The 16,060-nt window shown below is 59.9% G+C and carries 14 protein-coding genes and 1 pseudogene; 12 read left to right on the forward strand and 3 right to left on the reverse strand.

What is annotated here, in order from left to right:
* Positions 1-77: 77 nt before the first annotated feature.
* The 4 genes from J5276_RS01525 (at position 78) to J5276_RS01540 (ending at position 5,589) form a co-directional block, all read left to right on the forward strand.
* Entirely contained in the window at positions 78-1,070 is a 993-nt protein-coding gene (locus J5276_RS01525; protein ID WP_174005773.1) for an ABC transporter substrate-binding protein, read from the forward strand.
* Positions 1,071-1,187: 117 nt separating this feature from the next.
* Positions 1,188-2,213 (forward strand): ABC transporter substrate-binding protein, encoded by a 1,026-nt coding sequence (locus tag J5276_RS01530; protein WP_003514162.1) that lies wholly within the window; start codon positions 1,188-1,190, stop codon positions 2,211-2,213.
* 86 nt (positions 2,214-2,299) lie between these two features.
* Positions 2,300-4,531 carry an iron ABC transporter permease gene (locus tag J5276_RS01535; protein ID WP_065702573.1) on the forward strand — a complete coding sequence of 744 codons (2,232 nt, stop codon included), beginning with the start codon at positions 2,300-2,302 and terminating at the stop codon, positions 4,529-4,531.
* Positions 4,528-5,589 (forward strand): ABC transporter ATP-binding protein, encoded by a 1,062-nt coding sequence (locus J5276_RS01540; protein ID WP_003514159.1) that lies wholly within the window; start codon positions 4,528-4,530, stop codon positions 5,587-5,589. The genes J5276_RS01535 and J5276_RS01540 overlap by 4 nt, the downstream gene beginning before the upstream one ends.
* 27 nt (positions 5,590-5,616) lie before the next feature.
* Here the strand turns inward: J5276_RS01540 and J5276_RS01545 are convergent, their stop codons facing one another.
* Positions 5,617-7,653: an NADH:flavin oxidoreductase gene (locus tag J5276_RS01545; protein WP_112154344.1), complete on the reverse strand. Its 2,037-nt coding sequence runs from the start codon at positions 7,651-7,653 to the stop codon at positions 5,617-5,619.
* Between the two features lie 145 nt (positions 7,654-7,798).
* Between J5276_RS01545 and J5276_RS01550 the strand changes: the two genes are divergently transcribed.
* From J5276_RS01550 to J5276_RS30295, 4 genes and pseudogenes are all read left to right on the forward strand, one after another.
* Positions 7,799-8,428, forward strand: coding sequence for a TetR/AcrR family transcriptional regulator (locus tag J5276_RS01550; protein ID WP_013636802.1), 630 nt, complete (start codon positions 7,799-7,801; stop codon positions 8,426-8,428).
* Between the two features lie 139 nt (positions 8,429-8,567).
* Positions 8,568-9,242, forward strand: coding sequence for a response regulator transcription factor (locus tag J5276_RS01555; RefSeq protein WP_112154343.1), 675 nt, complete (start codon positions 8,568-8,570; stop codon positions 9,240-9,242).
* Between the two features lie 35 nt (positions 9,243-9,277).
* On the forward strand, positions 9,278-10,675 hold the full coding sequence (locus J5276_RS01560; RefSeq protein ID WP_236761535.1) for a HAMP domain-containing sensor histidine kinase: 1,398 nt from the start codon (positions 9,278-9,280) through the stop codon (positions 10,673-10,675).
* A 5-nt stretch (positions 10,676-10,680) separates the two neighbouring features.
* Positions 10,681-10,903, forward strand: a pseudogene (locus tag J5276_RS30295) (outer membrane protein); the annotation flags it as partial.
* Positions 10,904-11,015: 112 nt separating this feature from the next.
* On the opposite strand, the gene J5276_RS01570 reads toward J5276_RS30295, so the two are convergent.
* Together J5276_RS01570 and J5276_RS01575 are read right to left on the reverse strand one after the other, a co-directional pair.
* Entirely contained in the window at positions 11,016-11,402 is a 387-nt protein-coding gene (locus J5276_RS01570; RefSeq protein ID WP_112154341.1) for a hypothetical protein, read from the reverse strand.
* A gap of 104 nt (positions 11,403-11,506) precedes the next feature.
* A complete protein-coding gene (locus J5276_RS01575; RefSeq protein ID WP_025594436.1) occupies positions 11,507-11,938 on the reverse strand; it encodes a MarR family winged helix-turn-helix transcriptional regulator in 432 nt (143 codons plus the stop codon).
* Between the two features lie 206 nt (positions 11,939-12,144).
* Here J5276_RS01575 and graD point away from each other — a divergent pair, with 206 nt between their 5' ends.
* The 4 genes from graD to graC are packed head-to-tail and all read left to right on the forward strand — an operon-like array spanning position 12,145 to position 16,039.
* Complete coding sequence (gene graD / locus J5276_RS01580; RefSeq protein ID WP_003514147.1) at positions 12,145-12,684, forward strand: FADH(2)-dependent resorcinol hydroxylase reductase component; 540 nt, start codon at positions 12,145-12,147, stop codon at positions 12,682-12,684.
* Positions 12,685-12,720: 36 nt separating this feature from the next.
* Complete coding sequence (graA, locus tag J5276_RS01585; RefSeq protein ID WP_112154340.1) at positions 12,721-13,950, forward strand: FADH(2)-dependent resorcinol hydroxylase oxygenase component; 1,230 nt, start codon at positions 12,721-12,723, stop codon at positions 13,948-13,950.
* 46 nt (positions 13,951-13,996) lie between these two features.
* Positions 13,997-14,980 carry a gamma-resorcylate decarboxylase gene (gene tsdA / locus J5276_RS01590; RefSeq protein ID WP_112154339.1) on the forward strand — a complete coding sequence of 328 codons (984 nt, stop codon included), beginning with the start codon at positions 13,997-13,999 and terminating at the stop codon, positions 14,978-14,980.
* Between the two features lie 3 nt (positions 14,981-14,983).
* Complete coding sequence (gene graC / locus J5276_RS01595) at positions 14,984-16,039, forward strand: maleylacetate reductase (protein WP_112154338.1); 1,056 nt, start codon at positions 14,984-14,986, stop codon at positions 16,037-16,039.
* The last annotated feature ends 21 nt before the right edge of the window (positions 16,040-16,060 follow it).

Genomic DNA, 16,060 nt, shown 5'->3' on the forward strand with positions numbered 1-16,060 from the left:
CTAATGGCGGAGATTGGAACGGGGAGGTTCCAAGCAGGGAGGCTCAGTTGAGAGCATTGACCGCACTTGCGGCGAGCATGGCCTTATGGCTGTGCGGCGCAGGGCATGGCATGGCCGCGACGAAGTTGAACGTCCTGTGCGGCGTCGACGAGGCTTGGTGCGTGACCATGCAGCGGGCTTTCGAAGCGCGGATGGGGGTCGAGATTTCGATGGTTCGCAAGAGCACCGGCGAAATCCTCGATCAGATTCGTGCCGAACGCGCCCATCCGACTGTCGACGTCTGGTGGGGCGGTACAGGCGACACTCATTTGCAGGCGGGTTCGGAAGGCCTTCTGGAAGAGTATCAGCCCGCCCATCAGCAGGATCTGCTGCCATGGGCGCAGAATTTCAATGCGATGTCGGGATCGAAATCGGCCGGAATCTATGCCGGTGCGCTCGGTTTTGCCTATAATTCGGAACTGCTTGCCAAGAACAATCTGCCGGCCCCGACATGCTGGAAGGATCTGGCGAAGGAGATTTATCGCGGCCATATCCAGACCGGCAACCCGAACTATTCGGGCACGGCCTTCACCATGCTTGCCACGCTTGTCCAGCTCTTTGGCGAGGAGGAGGCTTTCAGTTTCATGGGCAAGCTTAACCAGAATGTGGTGAGTTACACCAAGGTCGGCTCGGCGCCCGTAAAGGCGGCGGCGCGGGGGGAGGTTCTAATCGGGATTTCCTTCATGCATGACGCCGTGACACAGAAGATCGAAGGCTTTCCGCTGGTGATCGTCGCCCCTTGCGAGGGAACCGGTTACGAGATCGGTGCGGTCAGCATCGTCAAGGGCAACCACAACGATGCGCTGGCGCAGGCCTTCGTTGAATTCGCGCTGACCCCGGAAGGACAGGCGACCGGGGCAAAGGCGGGGCAGAACCAGGTGCCATCCAACGCCCGGGCGACATTGCCGCTGACGGCGCCCGATATATCGATGATCAAGATGGTGGATTACGACTTCGCCACCTTTGGCCAACCCGAAGAGCGAAGTCGATTGTTAAGCCGCTTCGACAACGAAATTCACCCGAGCCAGTAGGGGTCAGCAATCCAAGACCGAAAATACAGACAGCGTGGCAGCACAAGATGCCGCGACCGGCAGCGCCATGTTTGTGGACTGCCGAACCATTCAGACGCAAGCTACAGGAGGATAACCATGCGACTGACGATACTTTCCACATTGCTTTTTGCCGGTACGGCACTCGGCACCACATCGGTGCAGGCGGCAGGCGAGCTTAACCTGATATGCTCTGCCGATGTCGTCATCTGCGAACAGATGAAGGGCGATTTCGAAAAGTCGCATGACATCAAGGTCAATATGGTTCGCCTGTCTTCCGGCGAAACTTATGCCAAGGTGCGTGCGGAAGCCCGCAACCCGAAGACCGATATCTGGTGGGCCGGCACCGGCGATCCGCACATGCAGGCGGCCTCCGAAAACCTGACGCTCGAATACAAGTCGCCGATGCTGGATCAGCTGCAGGACTGGGCCGTCAAACAGGCGGAAAGCACCGGTTACAGAACCGTCGGCGTTTATGCCGGCGCGCTGGGCTGGGGTTACAACACCGAAATCTTCAAATCCAAGGGTTACAAGGAGCCGAAGTGCTGGGCCGATCTGCTGGCACCGGAACTGAAGGGCGAAATCCAGATCGCCAATCCCAACTCTTCGGGCACAGCCTATACGGCGCTTGCCTCGCTCGTGCAGATCATGGGCGAAGACCAGGCGATCGATTATCTGAAGAAGCTCAACGCCAACATCTCGCAATATACCAAGTCCGGCTCCGCGCCGGTGAAGGCGGCAGCGCGTGGCGAGACGGCACTCGGCATCGTCTTCATGCATGATGCCGTGGCGCAGACAGCGGAAGGTTTCCCCGTCAAGTCCATCGCACCCTGCGAAGGTACCGGCTACGAAATTGGCTCCATGTCGATCATCAAGGGTGCCCGCAACCTCGAAAATGCCAAGACCTGGTACGACTGGGCGCTGAAGCCAGAGGTCCAGTCACGCATGAAGGACGCCAAGTCCTTCCAGCTTCCATCCAACAAGACCGCGGAAGTGCCGAAGGAAGCGCCGAAGTTCGAGGACATCAAGCTCATCGACTACGACTTCAAGACCTATGGCGACCCGGCCAAGCGCAAGGCGCTGCTGGAACGCTGGGACCGCGAGGTCGGTGCAGTCGCAAACTGATCTGAACTCCGGCGATCGGCATCCCGGCTTTTGAAAGCCGGGATGCCCGCCGTTCTTTCATCGGCATGAAATAAGCGAGGTCGGCCATGACACGTGGCAATCGCAGGCTGAACATTGTCCTGGCGCTCGGGGCTTTTGCCCTGGTTTTTCTTCCCTGGTATCGCATTGAAGGCGGCTTCTTCAGCTTCCGCTGGCTGTCTGAGTTTCTCTCTTCCCCCAGCAATGCGCCCGGTGTGCTGCAAATATTGGTTTATGGAAAACCCTGGCTTGCCGGTGCCGGCCTGTTTTTCCTCGCCGGATGCCTTGTCCGCCCGATCGGCGATCCGATGCTGCGGGGCAAGCTGCTTGCGTGGATTGGTGCTGCCGGTCTCGTGGTTCTGATTTTGCAGGGATTGGCGATCGGCTTTACCGGCTGGACATGGAGTGTCAGTGAAAACCTGTTCGGCGTGCTTTCCGATGGCCAGCCCGCCATGGGCGCCGGTGCCGTCGTCATGTCGCTGGTCTTTGTGCTTTTCTTTGCCTTCGGGCTTGCCGAACGCGGCGTGATGAAGGGCGATGCCTTTGTCGTCGGCTCGATTTCCATTCTGGCCTTCCTCGTTACCGTTTTCGTGTTCTATCCGATCGGCAGCATGCTGATCGCATCCGTTCAGGATTTCGATGGCTCTTTCAATGCCGATGGCTTCATCCGCAATATCAAGGATCCCGGAATCTGGAGCCTTGGCTGTGTCACGGGTGAAGAGCGCTGCGGCGTTGCCTGGCGAACGCTCTTCCTCGCCTTGATGACCGCCTTCGGCTCCACAGTGCTTGGGTTGGGTTTCGCGCTCGTCGCCACCCGCACCCGTTTTCCGTTCAAGAAGGGCCTGCGCCTTCTGACGGTTCTGCCGATCATAACGCCGCCTTTCGTCATCGGTCTTGCCCTGACGCTGCTCTTTGGCCGCGCCGGTGTCGTCACCGAATGGCTTTCCTATCTCTTCGGCATCGAACCCGGCCGCTGGCTTTACGGCATGACCGGCATATGGATCGCGCAGGTTCTCTCCTTCACGCCGATATCCTTCCTGGTGCTGATCGGTGTCGTCGAAGGTGTCAGCCCGTCGATGGAGGAGGCGTCGCAAACGCTTCGCGCCGACCGCTGGCGCACCTTCTGGCGGGTGTCGCTGCCGCTGATGAAGCCGGGTCTCGCCAATGCGTTTCTCATCGGCTTCATCGAAAGCATGGCGGATTTCGGCAATCCGCTGGTGCTTGGTGGCACGCATGGGGTGCTGTCGACGGAAATCTTCTTTGCCGTTGTCGGTTCGCAGAACGACCCTTCACGCGCCGCTGTTCTCGCCATTATCCTCCTGTGCTTCACGCTTTCGGCCTTCCTCGCCCAGCGTTTCTGGCTTGCCGGCAAGAACTTCGCCACGGTTACCGGCAAGGGCGACAGCGGCGCGCATATCGCGCTGCCACGCGGCCTGTCCATTGGTGTCCATGCCGTCGTCGTGCCGTGGATGGTCTTCACCATCGTCGTGTACGGCATGATCCTCGTCGGCGGTTTCGTGAAGACCTGGGGTCTGGACAATTCGCTGACGCTCGACCACTACATCCGCGCGTTCTCCGTCGGCTTCTCCAACGGCTCGATCGCCTGGACCGGTGTTGCCTGGAACTCGTTCTGGACGACCATGGAGATCGCGCTGGTGTCGGCGCCGCTGACCGCTGCCGTCGGTCTGCTGACGGCCTATATCATAGTGCGGCAGAAGTTTGCCGGTCGGAACATCTTCGAATTTGCCCTGATGATGAGCTTTGCCATTCCCGGAACAGTCATCGGCGTCAGCTACATCATGGCCTTCAACCTGCCGCCGGTGGAAATGACGGGATCGGCGCTGATCCTGATCGCCTGCTTCGTCTTCCGCAACATGCCGGTCGGCGTGCGCGGCGGCATTGCGGCAATGAGCCAACTCGACAAAAGCCTCGATGAGGCCTCGCTGACGCTGCGCGCCGACAGTTTCCGCACGATCAGGAAAGTGATCCTGCCACTGCTGCGCCCGGCGATCACGGCGGCTCTGGTCTACTCCTTCGTCCGAGCGATTACCTCGATCAGCGCCGTCATCTTCCTCGTCAGCGCCCAGTACAACATGGCGACCTCCTACATCGTCGGTCTCGTCGAAAACGGTGAATACGGTGTGGCCATTGCCTATTCCTCCATGCTGATCGTGGTGATGATCACTGTTATCACCGGCTTCCAGCTCATTGTAGGCGAGCGTCGCCTGCGCCGCGAAAACCGCGTCGCGGGACTGCCGTCCGCGTCCTCCGTTCCTCTCGCTCAGGAGAAAACCGCATGATTTCCGTAAAGCCCGGCTCCGTCACCTTTCAGAATGTCCGCAAGACATTCGGCGCCTTCACCGCCATCCCCGACCTTTCGCTCACCATCGAACCCGGCACGCTGGTGACACTTCTCGGTCCCTCCGGTTGCGGCAAGACGACGACGCTGCGCATGCTGGCGGGGCTCGAACATCCGACGGCCGGTCGCATTCTGATCGGCGACAAGGATGTGACCATGCTGCCGGCCAATGAGCGCGATGTCTCGATGGTTTTCCAGTCCTACGCGCTTTTCCCGCATATGACGGCGCTCGACAATGTCGCTTATGGCCTGCAATCCTCCGGACTGCGCAAGGCGGAAGCACGGGAGAAGGCCGAGGAAGGTCTGAAGCTCGTGGGGCTGGCCGGCATGGGGCATCGTCTGCCTGCCGAGCTTTCCGGTGGTCAGCAGCAGCGCGTGGCGGTTGCCCGCGCTCTGGTGCTGGAGCCGCAGGTGCTGCTGCTCGATGAACCCCTTTCCAACCTCGATGCGCGTCTTCGCCGCCGGGTTCGTACCGAAATCCGGGAATTGCAGCAGCGGCTTGGTTTTACCGCCGTTTATGTGACGCATGATCAGGACGAGGCGCTGGCCGTTTCCGACCGGATCATCGTGATGAAGGAAGGCGAGATCGCCCAGTCAGGCGCGCCGCGGGAACTCTACGAGGCGCCGGCTTCTTCCTTCATCGCCGACTTCATGGGCGAGGCGAATGTCGTCGGCTGCGAGGTGGTCAGCCTTGAAGGCGCCGATGCGTTGATCCGCGTTGGGGGGATCGATCATCGTGTTGCGGCACGCAACGCTAAACCCGGCCCGGCAAAGCTCGCGGTTCGTCCGGGTTCGATTTCCATCGCCCAATCGGGCGGGCAGGGACTTGCCGGGCGGGTGCTGCACAGTGCCTATCTCGGCGGTCACGTCGAATATGAAGTCGAGACCGATATCGGCACGCTCTTCATCATCGACCATGCGGTCGAGACCAGTCTGCCGCCCGAAAGCGATGTCACACTCGGGTTCAAGAACCGTGGCATTGCCTTGATCCAGGCCTGAGTTTCAAAGCGTATCGCGGCGGCCCTCTCAAATATCCTTTGCGAGACGCAGCGCATCGTAGATCGCCGCATGTGTATTGCGTGCGGCGACCGCGTCGCCGATGCGGAAGAGCCGGTAGGCACCGCCAGGGTTGCGCTCGACGGTTTGGGCGGAGCCCTCCAGCAAGGCGTCGTAGGATATTTCGCCGAGGTTCCTGGAGCCGGGCTTGAGGTCGAAATAGAGATCGTCCAGCGGCACCGTGCCGTGATTGACGACGATCTGGTCCACGGTCCTTGATTTCGTCACGCCGCCATAATCGCTGCCGACGTGGGCGACGAGCTGGTTGCCGTTTCTTTCCGCCGCTTCCAGCCGATAGGTGACGGTGAAGGTGACGTCGAGTTTTTGCAGTGAGCGCATGTAAGGAACCAGGTTCATCGCCATGACTTCGGGCGCGAAAGCGCGATCCGGGGTCATGATCTCCACTTTTGCGCCCGCCTTTGCGAGAAATTCTGCTGCCTGCAGGCCCGCATGGTCGCCGGCATCGTCGAAAACCAGCACATTCGTTCCCGGCTTGACGTCGCCGGAAATGATATCCCACGAGGAAACGACCAGATCATTGCCGTTTGAAAGCACATCGGTATGCGGCAATCCGCCGGTGGCGATGATGACGACATCTGGGCTCTCCGAGAGAACCGTGTCCGCTTCCGCCCAGCTGTTGAAGTGAAAGGTAACGCCGAGCCTTTCGCACTGGCTCATGCGCCAGTCGATAATGCTGATCATTTCGCGGCGGCGTTCGCTTTGCGCGGTCAGGCGGATCTGGCCGCCCGGATCGTTTGCGGCCTCGAAGACGACGACCTCATGGCCGCGTTCGGCACAGACACGCGCGGCCTCCAGCCCGGCCGGACCGGCGCCGACGATCACGACCTTCAGGCTTTCCTTCGCCTTGGTGATCTCGTGCGGCATCGTTTCTTCGCGGCCTGTCGCCGGATTGTGAATGCAGAATGCGAGGCCGCCCTGATAGATGCGGTCGAGACAGTAGTTGGCGCCAACGCAAGGCCTGATATCGTCCTCCCGCTTTTCCATGATCTTGCGCACGATATGCGGGTCCGTCATGTGAGCGCGGGTCATGCCGACCATATCGACCTTGCCGGAAGCGATGGCGTATCTGGCGGTGGCGACATCCTGGATCTTGGCGGCGTGGAAGGTGGGGAAACTGGTTGCCGCGCGGATTTCGCCCGCGAAGTCCAGATGCGGCGCGTTCGCCATGCCCTGAATGGGAATGACGTCGGTCAGGCCGGGATCGGTGTCGATATGGCCCCTGATAACGTTGAGATAGTCGATCAGGCCGCTATCCCGCAACCGGCGCGAGATTTCGAGGCCTTCCGCCTTTCCGGTGCCGCCTTCAAGACATTCGTCGGCGGTATAGCGAACCCCGAGGATGAAATCGTCGCCGACACGTTCGCGCATCGCCCTGAAGACGTCGAAACAGAAACGCATGCGGTTGTCCAGCGAGCCGCCATAGGGGCCATCCAGCTCGTTGGTCAGCGGCGAGACGAACTGGTCGATGAGATGGCCATAGGCTTCAAGCTCCACCCCGTCCATGCCGCCCGCCTTCATGCGTTCCGCAGCGTCGGCGAAGTCCTTGATGATGCGCTCGATATCCCAATCCTCGATCTTCTTCGGGAAAGCGCGATGCGCGGCTTCCCGCTGGTGGGATGGTGCCAGCACCGGCAGCCAGTCGCCCTTGTCCCAGCGCGTGCGGCGGCCGAGATGCGTCAGCTGGATCATGATCGCTGCACCCTCTTCATGCACGGCGTCGGTCATTTCCCTGATCCACGGAACGATTTCATCCTTGTAGGCCAAGAGGTTGTTGAAGACGGGCGGGCTGTCTTTCGAGACGGCTGCGGAGCCTGCCGTCATCGTCATGGCGACGCCGCCCTTTGCCCGCTCGAGCGTATAGGCGCGGTAGCGCCCTTTCGGCATGCCGTCCTCCGGATAGGCGGGTTCATGCGAGGTAACGATGATGCGGTTTCGCAGGGTGAGATGCTTTAGCTGGTAGGGCTGAAGAAGGGGGTCATTCGACATGGCGACCGTGCTCCGAGAACGTTTATCGGAGAAGGCTAAGCGGGAATGTACATAGGTGTCAATTAATAAAACACTTGTGTTTATGCATTCGACATGAGTGGACATTCGCCTTGTCGCGACCAGACCGATTTGCTAGGAAATCATCATGGAAGCGACATTGAACGAGACCGGTTGGCGCGGATCGCAGGAGGGCTGGCTTGAGGCCGCCTACCAGGCACTTCTCGAATCCGGCGTGGATTCCGTGAAAATCCTGCCGTTGGCGAAAAAACTCGGTCTGTCGCGCACGAGTTTCTACTGGTTCTTCCGGGATAGGGAGGAGTTGCTGGCCGCACTCGTCTCCCGCTGGCGCGAAAAGAATACCGGCAGCATCGTCAGGCAGTCGGAGGCCTATGCGGAGACCCTGGCCGAAGCGATGCTGAATGTCTTCGATTGCTGGCTGGATGCTGGCCTCTTCGACAACAGGTTCGAATTTGCGGTTCGCAGTTGGGCTCTCCAGTCCGATGATATTCTTGCCGAGGTGCGTAAGGCCGACCAGACGAGAATGGATGCGCTTTCGCGCATGTTCATGCGGTTTGGCCATTCCGAAAATATGGCGGATGTGCGTGCCCGCACCACCTATCTCGTGCAGATCGGCTATATCTCCATGCAGTCGGAGGAAGATATGGCCGTGCGCATGAAAAGGATCCCGGACTATATTGCGATCTACACCGGTGAGGTGCCGCAGCAGCGCGAGCTTGACCGGTTTTATGCAAGACATGGGTACAGGCCGGGATAAGGCATCCAAGGTGTGACGGTCGATTTGCGTCTGGCAGGACGGTGAGAGAAGGATAGTCCGGCTCCTTGCCTGCAATGTAGCTGTAACATTCACCGACCAGTGGTGAGGACGGCAAGAATTCACCTTTGGGGAAAAGTCATTGCGAATCCTGCTTCTTGAGGATGAACCGGAAATGGCGCGGGCCCTGCTCGAAGCCCTGCGACGGCGTGATGTGCTTGCGGATCATGTCAGGACGATTGCCGATGCCGACGCGCTGGCGCGTGACGGGTCTTACGATGTGCTGGTTCTGGATCGTCGCCTTCCGGATGGTGAAGGGTTGAACCTTGTGTCTTCGCTTCGCAAAGCCAGGCATTCGGTGCCGATCCTCGTTCTGACGGCGCTCGGAAGTGTCGATCACCGCGTTGACGGTCTTGACGCCGGCGCGGATGATTACCTCGCCAAGCCCTTTGCGATCGAGGAATTGCTTGCCCGCCTTCGGGCGCTGCACAGGCGCGGCCCTTCGCTTTCCAGCCAATATGTGAGCTTCGGAAATCTGAGCATTGATCCGAAGAGCAATGAAGTCACGGTTGCCGGTGCCATCATCGAGTTTCGGCGGCGAGAATATCTAGCGCTCGAGGCTCTGATGCGACGTCCGAACCGCATCGTGACGCGTTCCAATCTGATCGAGGCGGTTTACAACCTGGATGATGAGATCGAATCCAACGCGCTTGACGCCCATATCTCCCGCATCAGGAAGAAGCTCGCGCAGGCCGAAGCCACGGTCGAGATAAGAGCCGTGCGAAACATCGGCTATCTCATCCGGGCGAATACATGAAGCAGGAGCGCAACCGATCCCTGCGGTGGGCGCTGATGAAGCGTCTTTTCGCCTTACAGGCGTTCTTGCTCGTTCTGTTTGTCATCCTCCTCGTCGGCTGGATCTGGATCATTGATCCACGGCTGGAGGGCGCCAATGAAGAGGCTGTCCGCATCGTTGCGGAAAGCGTGACAAAGGATGGGCAGGGCCGGGCGCAAGTTTTGCCCACGCCCGCATTGGTCGAGCTGAAACAGCGCTATCCGAATCTTTGGTTCTTGGTGCGGGACGCCGATGAAATCGTCCTGCGATATGGAGAAATCCCAGTACCGGCTTTGGCGGCAGTTTTTCCGTCAAGCATCGAAAGGGCGCGTCTGGAAGCGGGGGAAACAGTCCGGGCCACCATGGAAAACCGTAATACGCCTGCCGGGCGGCTGCAATTCATTGCCGGGACGGAAAAAGGCATCCCGAATGACGGCCTCAGCCTATGGATCAGTATGCAGTTAGATCTGGAAAAAGATGCCAACGGCGAGATCCGCTGGCTTACTGTCTTGCCGGGTGTGGGCTTCGTCATTCTTATCGCCGTCGTGCCCATGCTGATCCTGACTGGTATCGCGACATTGATCGTGACCCCGAGGGCGGTCGGCCGTTCACTTGGCGGCCTCATGGAAACGGTCAGCCAGGCGCAATCCATCAATTTCGAGAACCGGTCTGCCCGTATCAATCGTTCCAAGGTGCCCAGCGAAATCATTCCCCTGGTAAATGCCTTCAACGTCGCGCTCTCCAAGCTGGATGAGGGATATAATCGCCGTAACCGCTTTCTTGCCGATGCCGCGCATGAGTTGAGAACGCCGATTGCAATCGCGCGGATCAGGGCCGATCTTTTGCCCGATGACGCGCTGAGCCGACAACTCCGGGCCGATATCGATCGCCTCACACGCGTTGCGCACCAGTTGCTGGAGATGCAGGCGGTCGGCGTGGTGGAATTACCCGCCGAGCGGCAGGACCTGAACATCCTTGTCGAGCGCATCGCGACCGATCTCGCGCCGATTGCGATGGATGCCGGTTACGAGTTCGATTTCGAGCCAAGTGAAGGAGAGGCCGTATTCACGGTCCAGACTTCGATCATCGAGATGGCGGTCGTCAATCTCGTTCGCAACGCAATCGATCATGGCGGCGGCAAGGGTGCTATCACGATCCGGGTCGGTGCTGCGGGCTTCATTGACGTTTGCGATGAAGGGCCGGGCATCCCCGTCTCGGAGCGCGAGCAGGTATTCGAGCCGTTTCACCGCGTCAATACGAACTCGCCAGGAGCAGGCCTCGGTTTGAATCTGGTCCAGAAGGCGGCAGAGATTCATTGCGGACGCGTTGTCTTCCTCGACCTCAATCTCGGTTTTTGCGTCCGGCTGGAAATTCGCTCGGTGGCTTCGAAAGATGCTGCGGCTGACACTGTCTAGCTGACGGGATTTTAAGCGATCAGGCATGTTTCCCCGGCTTTATCACCACCAAGTTCTAGGATGGAAACGGCGTCACGGGTGCCGACTGCTGGAACCAGGGCTATCGGGTTGGCGCCGGCGTCGAACAGAGCTTCGGCGGCGGCCTGTCGGCCAAGTTTGGCGAGTAGCATGTCGAAGACCGATCTAAATGATCACGTCATCAAGGCCGGCCTGAACTACCGCTTCTGACCGGCCCATCCGATGAGAAATCCCAGGGAGAACGTTCCAACGAAAACCGCCGCTTCAAGCATCAAAGCGGCGGTCAAAAATCTGGGGGGCTGAGTTTGAAATCCGGGAACAATCACTCGCATTCGAGCGCCGGTTGCCGGAAGCTCGTGACATACCATTCGCCGCCGGAATTGCGTGTGTAGAAAGTGTAGAAGCAGTCTATGCGCTCGACATAACCCGGCGTCTCGGACACTTCGTAACGCTCTCCGCGCCGTGTTGTCCGCACTTCGCCACTTGATGATCCGGCGACAGCCTGTGTCTTGTTCTTCCGCCACTGGTAGGCCTGCTGTCCACCGCCAAGGCTATAGATATTGTCCGGCGGCCCATAGTCCAGCATCACGCTGGTGATGGGTGCGCCGATGTAGCTTTTCATGACTGTCGAGGCGCAGGCCGAAACCAGGATCGATGCTGTGACAAGGGCGAGCGTTGTCAGGAAGGCGGGTGACAATCTCTCGGACATGGGCAAATTTCCTCCGCTGTGGTGAGTTGCCACAGGGATAGGAACCAGCCATTACAAGTACATTGCACGCGAAGGTCGTGACGGGTCAGCGGATCCTTGGTGGATCAGAGACCGGCAATGTTGCGGCCGATGTGGCGCAGGATGCTTTTGAAAAGTTTCACTTCGGCCGGGTCAAGGCCTTCGATCGCGGTCTTTTCGAACATGGCGGCGATGGGCATCAGTTCCTCGGCAAGTTCTTCACCCTTTGGCGTCAGCGTGATGCGCACGATCCGCGCATTGTCGACCGGTCGCTCGCGGCTGACGAGGTTGCGTCTGACGAGCAGGCCAACAAGCCGGGAAAGCGTGGAAATCTCCACCGACACGAGGTCTGAAAGCTCGGTCAGCGTTTTGCTTTCCTGTTGTCTCAGCGTTGCCAGCACACGATACATCGGCAGGGTGATGTCATAGGATGCCAACCTCAGGGAGAAGCGCTCTCCAAGCCGAACACCTACCCAGTTGAGCAGGTAGGGTACCGAGTCAGTGAACTGATAAGACACAAGCAAAACCCCGTTTTGAGAAACACGTGCGCGGATGACGTGGCGCACCCATCGGCTGTACCGGCATAATCTATCAGTTTCAATAGTTTCGCTCCAGAAGACCGGGGACGGCGAGGCCATATCGCAGCTTCCCCCGCCATAAAACATTTGCATTGACAAATATTGCAAATGAAAATATTTAAGAATGCAGGATTTGGGAGGATCTCATGACATCAGCACTGTTTGGCCTGAACAATCTTGCGCCTGAAGGCGTCGGCCAGAATTTCCGCACGACGATGCGCCGTTTTCCGGCGACCGTGACGGTCATCACTGCCTGTGCCACGGGTGATCAGCGCGATCACGGCATGACGGTTACCGCCGTCACCTCGGTTTCGATGGAGCCGCCCTCTCTTCTGGTTTGCCTGAACAACCGCACGTTTCTGCACGAATTGCTGCTCTGCCGGCCCGATTTCATCGTGAATGTACTGACGCAGGACCAGATTGCCTTGTCTGATGCTTTCAGCGGCAAGGTTTCGCCGGAGGAGCGTTTCCGCAACGGCGAGTGGCAGCGTCATGACAACGGTGTTCTTTATCTGCCCACGGCCCATGCCGCCATCGCCTGCCGCCGTGTCGCGGCAATGCCATATGGAACGCATACGGTGTTTATCGGACAGGTGGTGTCGGCCGATGTAAGCGAGACGACACGACCGCTGCTTTACGAAAATGCCCAATATTGCGCCGCAAGCCCGGCAGGCCTGTCCGCCTGATATTTCCCGGCTAGACTATTATCGGAGGAGACAATCATGAACGATATGAGCCATGCGCCGCAGCCGGCGCAAACGAACCCGCATGTCCGCCTCGTCGGTCGCGTTGCCGGTGTAGCGGATCTTTTCCGCTCCTGCGCCCGACAAACAGAGGAGGCGCGCCGCGTTCCCGCCAGTCATATCGCGGCGCTGCGCGGCATCGGCTATTTCGATGTCGTCAAACCGCGGGCTTTCGGCGGGCAGGGCGGTGAATTTGCCGAGCTTGTCGAAGCCAATATCGAGCTTTCGGCGGCCTGCGCGTCGACAGGCTGGGTTGCCGGCCTGCTTTCCGCCCATCAATGGCTGCTGGCGATGTTTCCAGAGGAGGCGCAGGCGGATGTCTGGGGCGAAAACCCTGACGCGCTTCTGTGTGGTTCCTATGCGCCGGTAAAGATGGCGGAGGCCGCTGACGGCGGTTACCGCCTGAGCGGCAAATGGGCCTTTGCCTCGGGCTGCGAGAATGCCCAATGGTCTCTCTGCGCCGCCATCCTGCCGCCGCAGGGCGAAGGCAGGCCGGTTCCGGCCTTCCTTCTCGTGCCTGCAAGCCAATATGCCATTGAAGACACGTGGCATGTGGTCGGGCTGGCCGGCACGGGTTCCAAGACGCTGGTTCTCGATGATGTCTTTGTTCCCAAACATCGGGTTCTGACCTTTCCGGACGCGACCAGCGGCCACACGCCGGGCGGGCGGTTTTATGCGCAGGAAGGTCTCTTCAACATGCCGCTTCTTACCGGCATTCCTTCCTGTCTCGCCTCGACTGGCGTCGGCGCAGCCAAGGGTGCCCTGGCAGCCTATGTCGATCATGTCGGTGGCCGGGTGACCCGCGGTGCGGTGGCGGGCGGCAATAACCGCATGGCGGAATTTCCAACCATCCAGCTGCGTGTCGCGGAAGCCGCTGCGAGCGTGGATGCCGCTTGTGAAATCCTGTTGCGCGACGTTGCGCGGGCTCAGGCACTCTCACAGGCAAGGCTTGAAGGGCGGGCGGAATTTTCGGTGGACGACCGGCTATTGAGCCGTCGCGGCCAGTCCTTTTCGGTCTCTCTGGCGCTGCGCGCCGTGCAGGCACTCAACGATTCCACCGGCGGTGTCGGGCTCGATCTTTCCAATCCGGTCCAGCGGGCCTGGCGGGATGCGAATGCGGTGGGCCGCCATATCAGCATGAACTGGGATGCCGTGGGCACCATGATCGGCCAGAGCATGCTCGGCCTGGAACCCAAGGGCCAATATTGACCGCACACGTGGCGGCAACTGAACAGCGATTTTCGGAGGAAATAACATGCAAGGCAAGGTCGCTCTCGAAGAGCATTTCGCAATCCCGGAAACACTTCAGGATTCGGCCGGGTTCGTGCCCGGTGATTACTGGAAGGAACTGCAGCATCGCCTGCTCGACATTCAGGATACGCGCCTGAAGCTGATGGATGCGCATGGCATCGAAACCATGATCCTGTCGTTGAATGCGCCGGCGGTGCAGGCTATTCCCGACAAGAAGAAGGCGATCGAGATTGCGCGCCGCGCCAATGACGTCCTGGCTGAAGAATGCGCCAAGCGGCCGGACCGCTTCCTCGCCTTCGCAGCCCTGCCGTTGCAGGACCCGGATGCGGCGACCGAGGAGCTTCAGCGCTGCGTCAACGACCTCGGTTTCGTCGGCGCACTCGTTAACGGCTTCAGCCAAGAGGGCGATGGCCAGACACCGCTTTATTACGACCTGCCGCAATATCGTCCATTCTGGGGCGAGGTGGAAAAGCTTGATGTGCCTTTCTATCTGCATCCGCGCAATCCGCTGCCGCAGGATTCCCGCATCTATGACGGCCACCCCTGGCTGCTTGGCCCCACCTGGGCGTTTGCGCAGGAAACGGCGGTTCACGCGCTGCGCCTCATGGCATCAGGCCTGTTCGATGAGCATCCGCGCCTCAACATCATTCTTGGCCATATGGGCGAGGGCCTGCCCTACATGATGTGGCGCATCGACCACCGCAATGCCTGGGTGAAGCTGCCGCCGCGCTATCCGGCCAAGCGCCGTTTCATGGATTATTTCAACGAGAATTTCCACATCACCACCTCTGGCAATTTCCGCACCCAGACCCTGATCGATGCCATTCTGGAAATCGGTGCCGACCGCATCCTGTTCTCCACCGACTGGCCCTTCGAGAACATCGATCATGCCTCCGACTGGTTCAATGCGACGAGCATTGCCGAGGCCGACCGGGTAAAGATCGCACGTACCAATGCGCGCCGCCTGTTCAAGCTCGACGGAGCCTGAGCCATGCAGCCGTTCGTCTATACGACGGCCCCGGCCCGCATCGTCTTTGGCACGGGTAGCTCCGTGGGGGTGGCGGAGGAAATCCGTCGCCTCGGGCTGTCACGGGCGTTGGTGCTTTCCACACCCCATCAGAAGGGCGATGCGGAGGCTTTGGCCGCCCAGCTTGGCCAATTGGCTGCCGGTGTTTTTGCCGATGCGGCCATGCACACGCCGGTCGAGGTGACGAAAAGGGCGGTCGAGGCCTATCGCGCTGCCGGTGCCGATTGCGTCGTATCGCTCGGCGGCGGCTCTACCACCGGTCTTGGCAAGGCCATTGCCTTGCGCACCGATGCGCCCCAGATCGTCATTCCAACGACCTATGCCGGCTCTGAGGTGACGCCCATTCTTGGCCAGACGGAAAATGGCGTGAAGACCACCCTGCGCGGTCCGGAAATCCTGCCGGAAGTGGTGATTTACGATGCCGAGCTGACACTTGGATTACCTGTTGGCATCAGCATGACCAGCGGGCTAAACGCCATGGCCCATGCGGCAGAGGTGCTTTATGCTCGGGATCGCAATCCCATCGCCAGTATGATGGCGGTGGAAGGGTTGCGTGCGATGATCGAGGCGCTTCCCGGTGTGAGGATGGCGCCGCAAGATACCAAGGCGCGCGAAACGGCACTTTACGGCGCGTGGCTGTGTGGCACGGTGCTTGGCGCTGTTGGCATGTCGCTGCATCACAAGCTTTGTCATACGCTGGGCGGCAGTCTGGATTTGCCGCATGCGGAAACCCATGCGGTGCTTCTGCCGCATACCATCGCTTATGTGGAACAGGCGGTGCCGGATCAGCTTGCGCCGCTGGCCGCACTTGTCGGTGGCAGGGCAGGGACGGGTCTTTACGATTTTGCCGCCCGGCTCGGCGCGCCGGCAAGCCTTGCAGCACTCGGTGTTGGCGGGGAAGATCTCGACGCTATGGCCGAGCTTGCGACCGCCAATCCTTACTGGTGCCCGCGGCCAGTTGAAAAAACCGCGATCCGCGCCCTGTTGCAACGCGCCTTCGAGGGCGCAAGGCCGGAGTGATCCGGCAAGCAGGGAGCGGCA

Origin of the sequence: Agrobacterium sp. S7/73 (assembly GCF_019355535.1) — a bacterium.
In the GTDB taxonomy this organism is placed as follows: domain Bacteria; phylum Pseudomonadota; class Alphaproteobacteria; order Rhizobiales; family Rhizobiaceae; genus Agrobacterium; species Agrobacterium tumefaciens.

Bases quoted from the DNA above. Each gene is read 5' to 3' on its own strand.
- J5276_RS01535 (WP_065702573.1), top strand. From the start codon at position 2,300: ATGACACGTGGCAATCGCAGGCTGAACATTGTCCTGGCGCTCGGGGCT.
- J5276_RS01525 (WP_174005773.1), top strand. From the start codon at position 78: ATGGCCTTATGGCTGTGCGGCGCAGGGCATGGCATGGCCGCGACGAAG.
- J5276_RS01530 (WP_003514162.1), top strand. From the start codon at position 1,188: ATGCGACTGACGATACTTTCCACATTGCTTTTTGCCGGTACGGCACTC.
- tsdA (WP_112154339.1), top strand. From the start codon at position 13,997: ATGCAAGGCAAGGTCGCTCTCGAAGAGCATTTCGCAATCCCGGAAACA.
- J5276_RS01540 (WP_003514159.1), top strand. From the start codon at position 4,528: ATGATTTCCGTAAAGCCCGGCTCCGTCACCTTTCAGAATGTCCGCAAG.
- graD (WP_003514147.1), top strand. From the start codon at position 12,145: ATGACATCAGCACTGTTTGGCCTGAACAATCTTGCGCCTGAAGGCGTC.
- graC (WP_112154338.1), top strand. From the start codon at position 14,984: ATGCAGCCGTTCGTCTATACGACGGCCCCGGCCCGCATCGTCTTTGGC.
- graA (WP_112154340.1), top strand. From the start codon at position 12,721: ATGAACGATATGAGCCATGCGCCGCAGCCGGCGCAAACGAACCCGCAT.
- J5276_RS01560 (WP_236761535.1), top strand. From the start codon at position 9,278: ATGAAGCGTCTTTTCGCCTTACAGGCGTTCTTGCTCGTTCTGTTTGTC.
- J5276_RS01545 (WP_112154344.1), bottom strand. From the start codon at position 7,653: ATGTCGAATGACCCCCTTCTTCAGCCCTACCAGCTAAAGCATCTCACC.
- J5276_RS01550 (WP_013636802.1), top strand. From the start codon at position 7,799: ATGGAAGCGACATTGAACGAGACCGGTTGGCGCGGATCGCAGGAGGGC.
- J5276_RS01570 (WP_112154341.1), bottom strand. From the start codon at position 11,402: ATGTCCGAGAGATTGTCACCCGCCTTCCTGACAACGCTCGCCCTTGTC.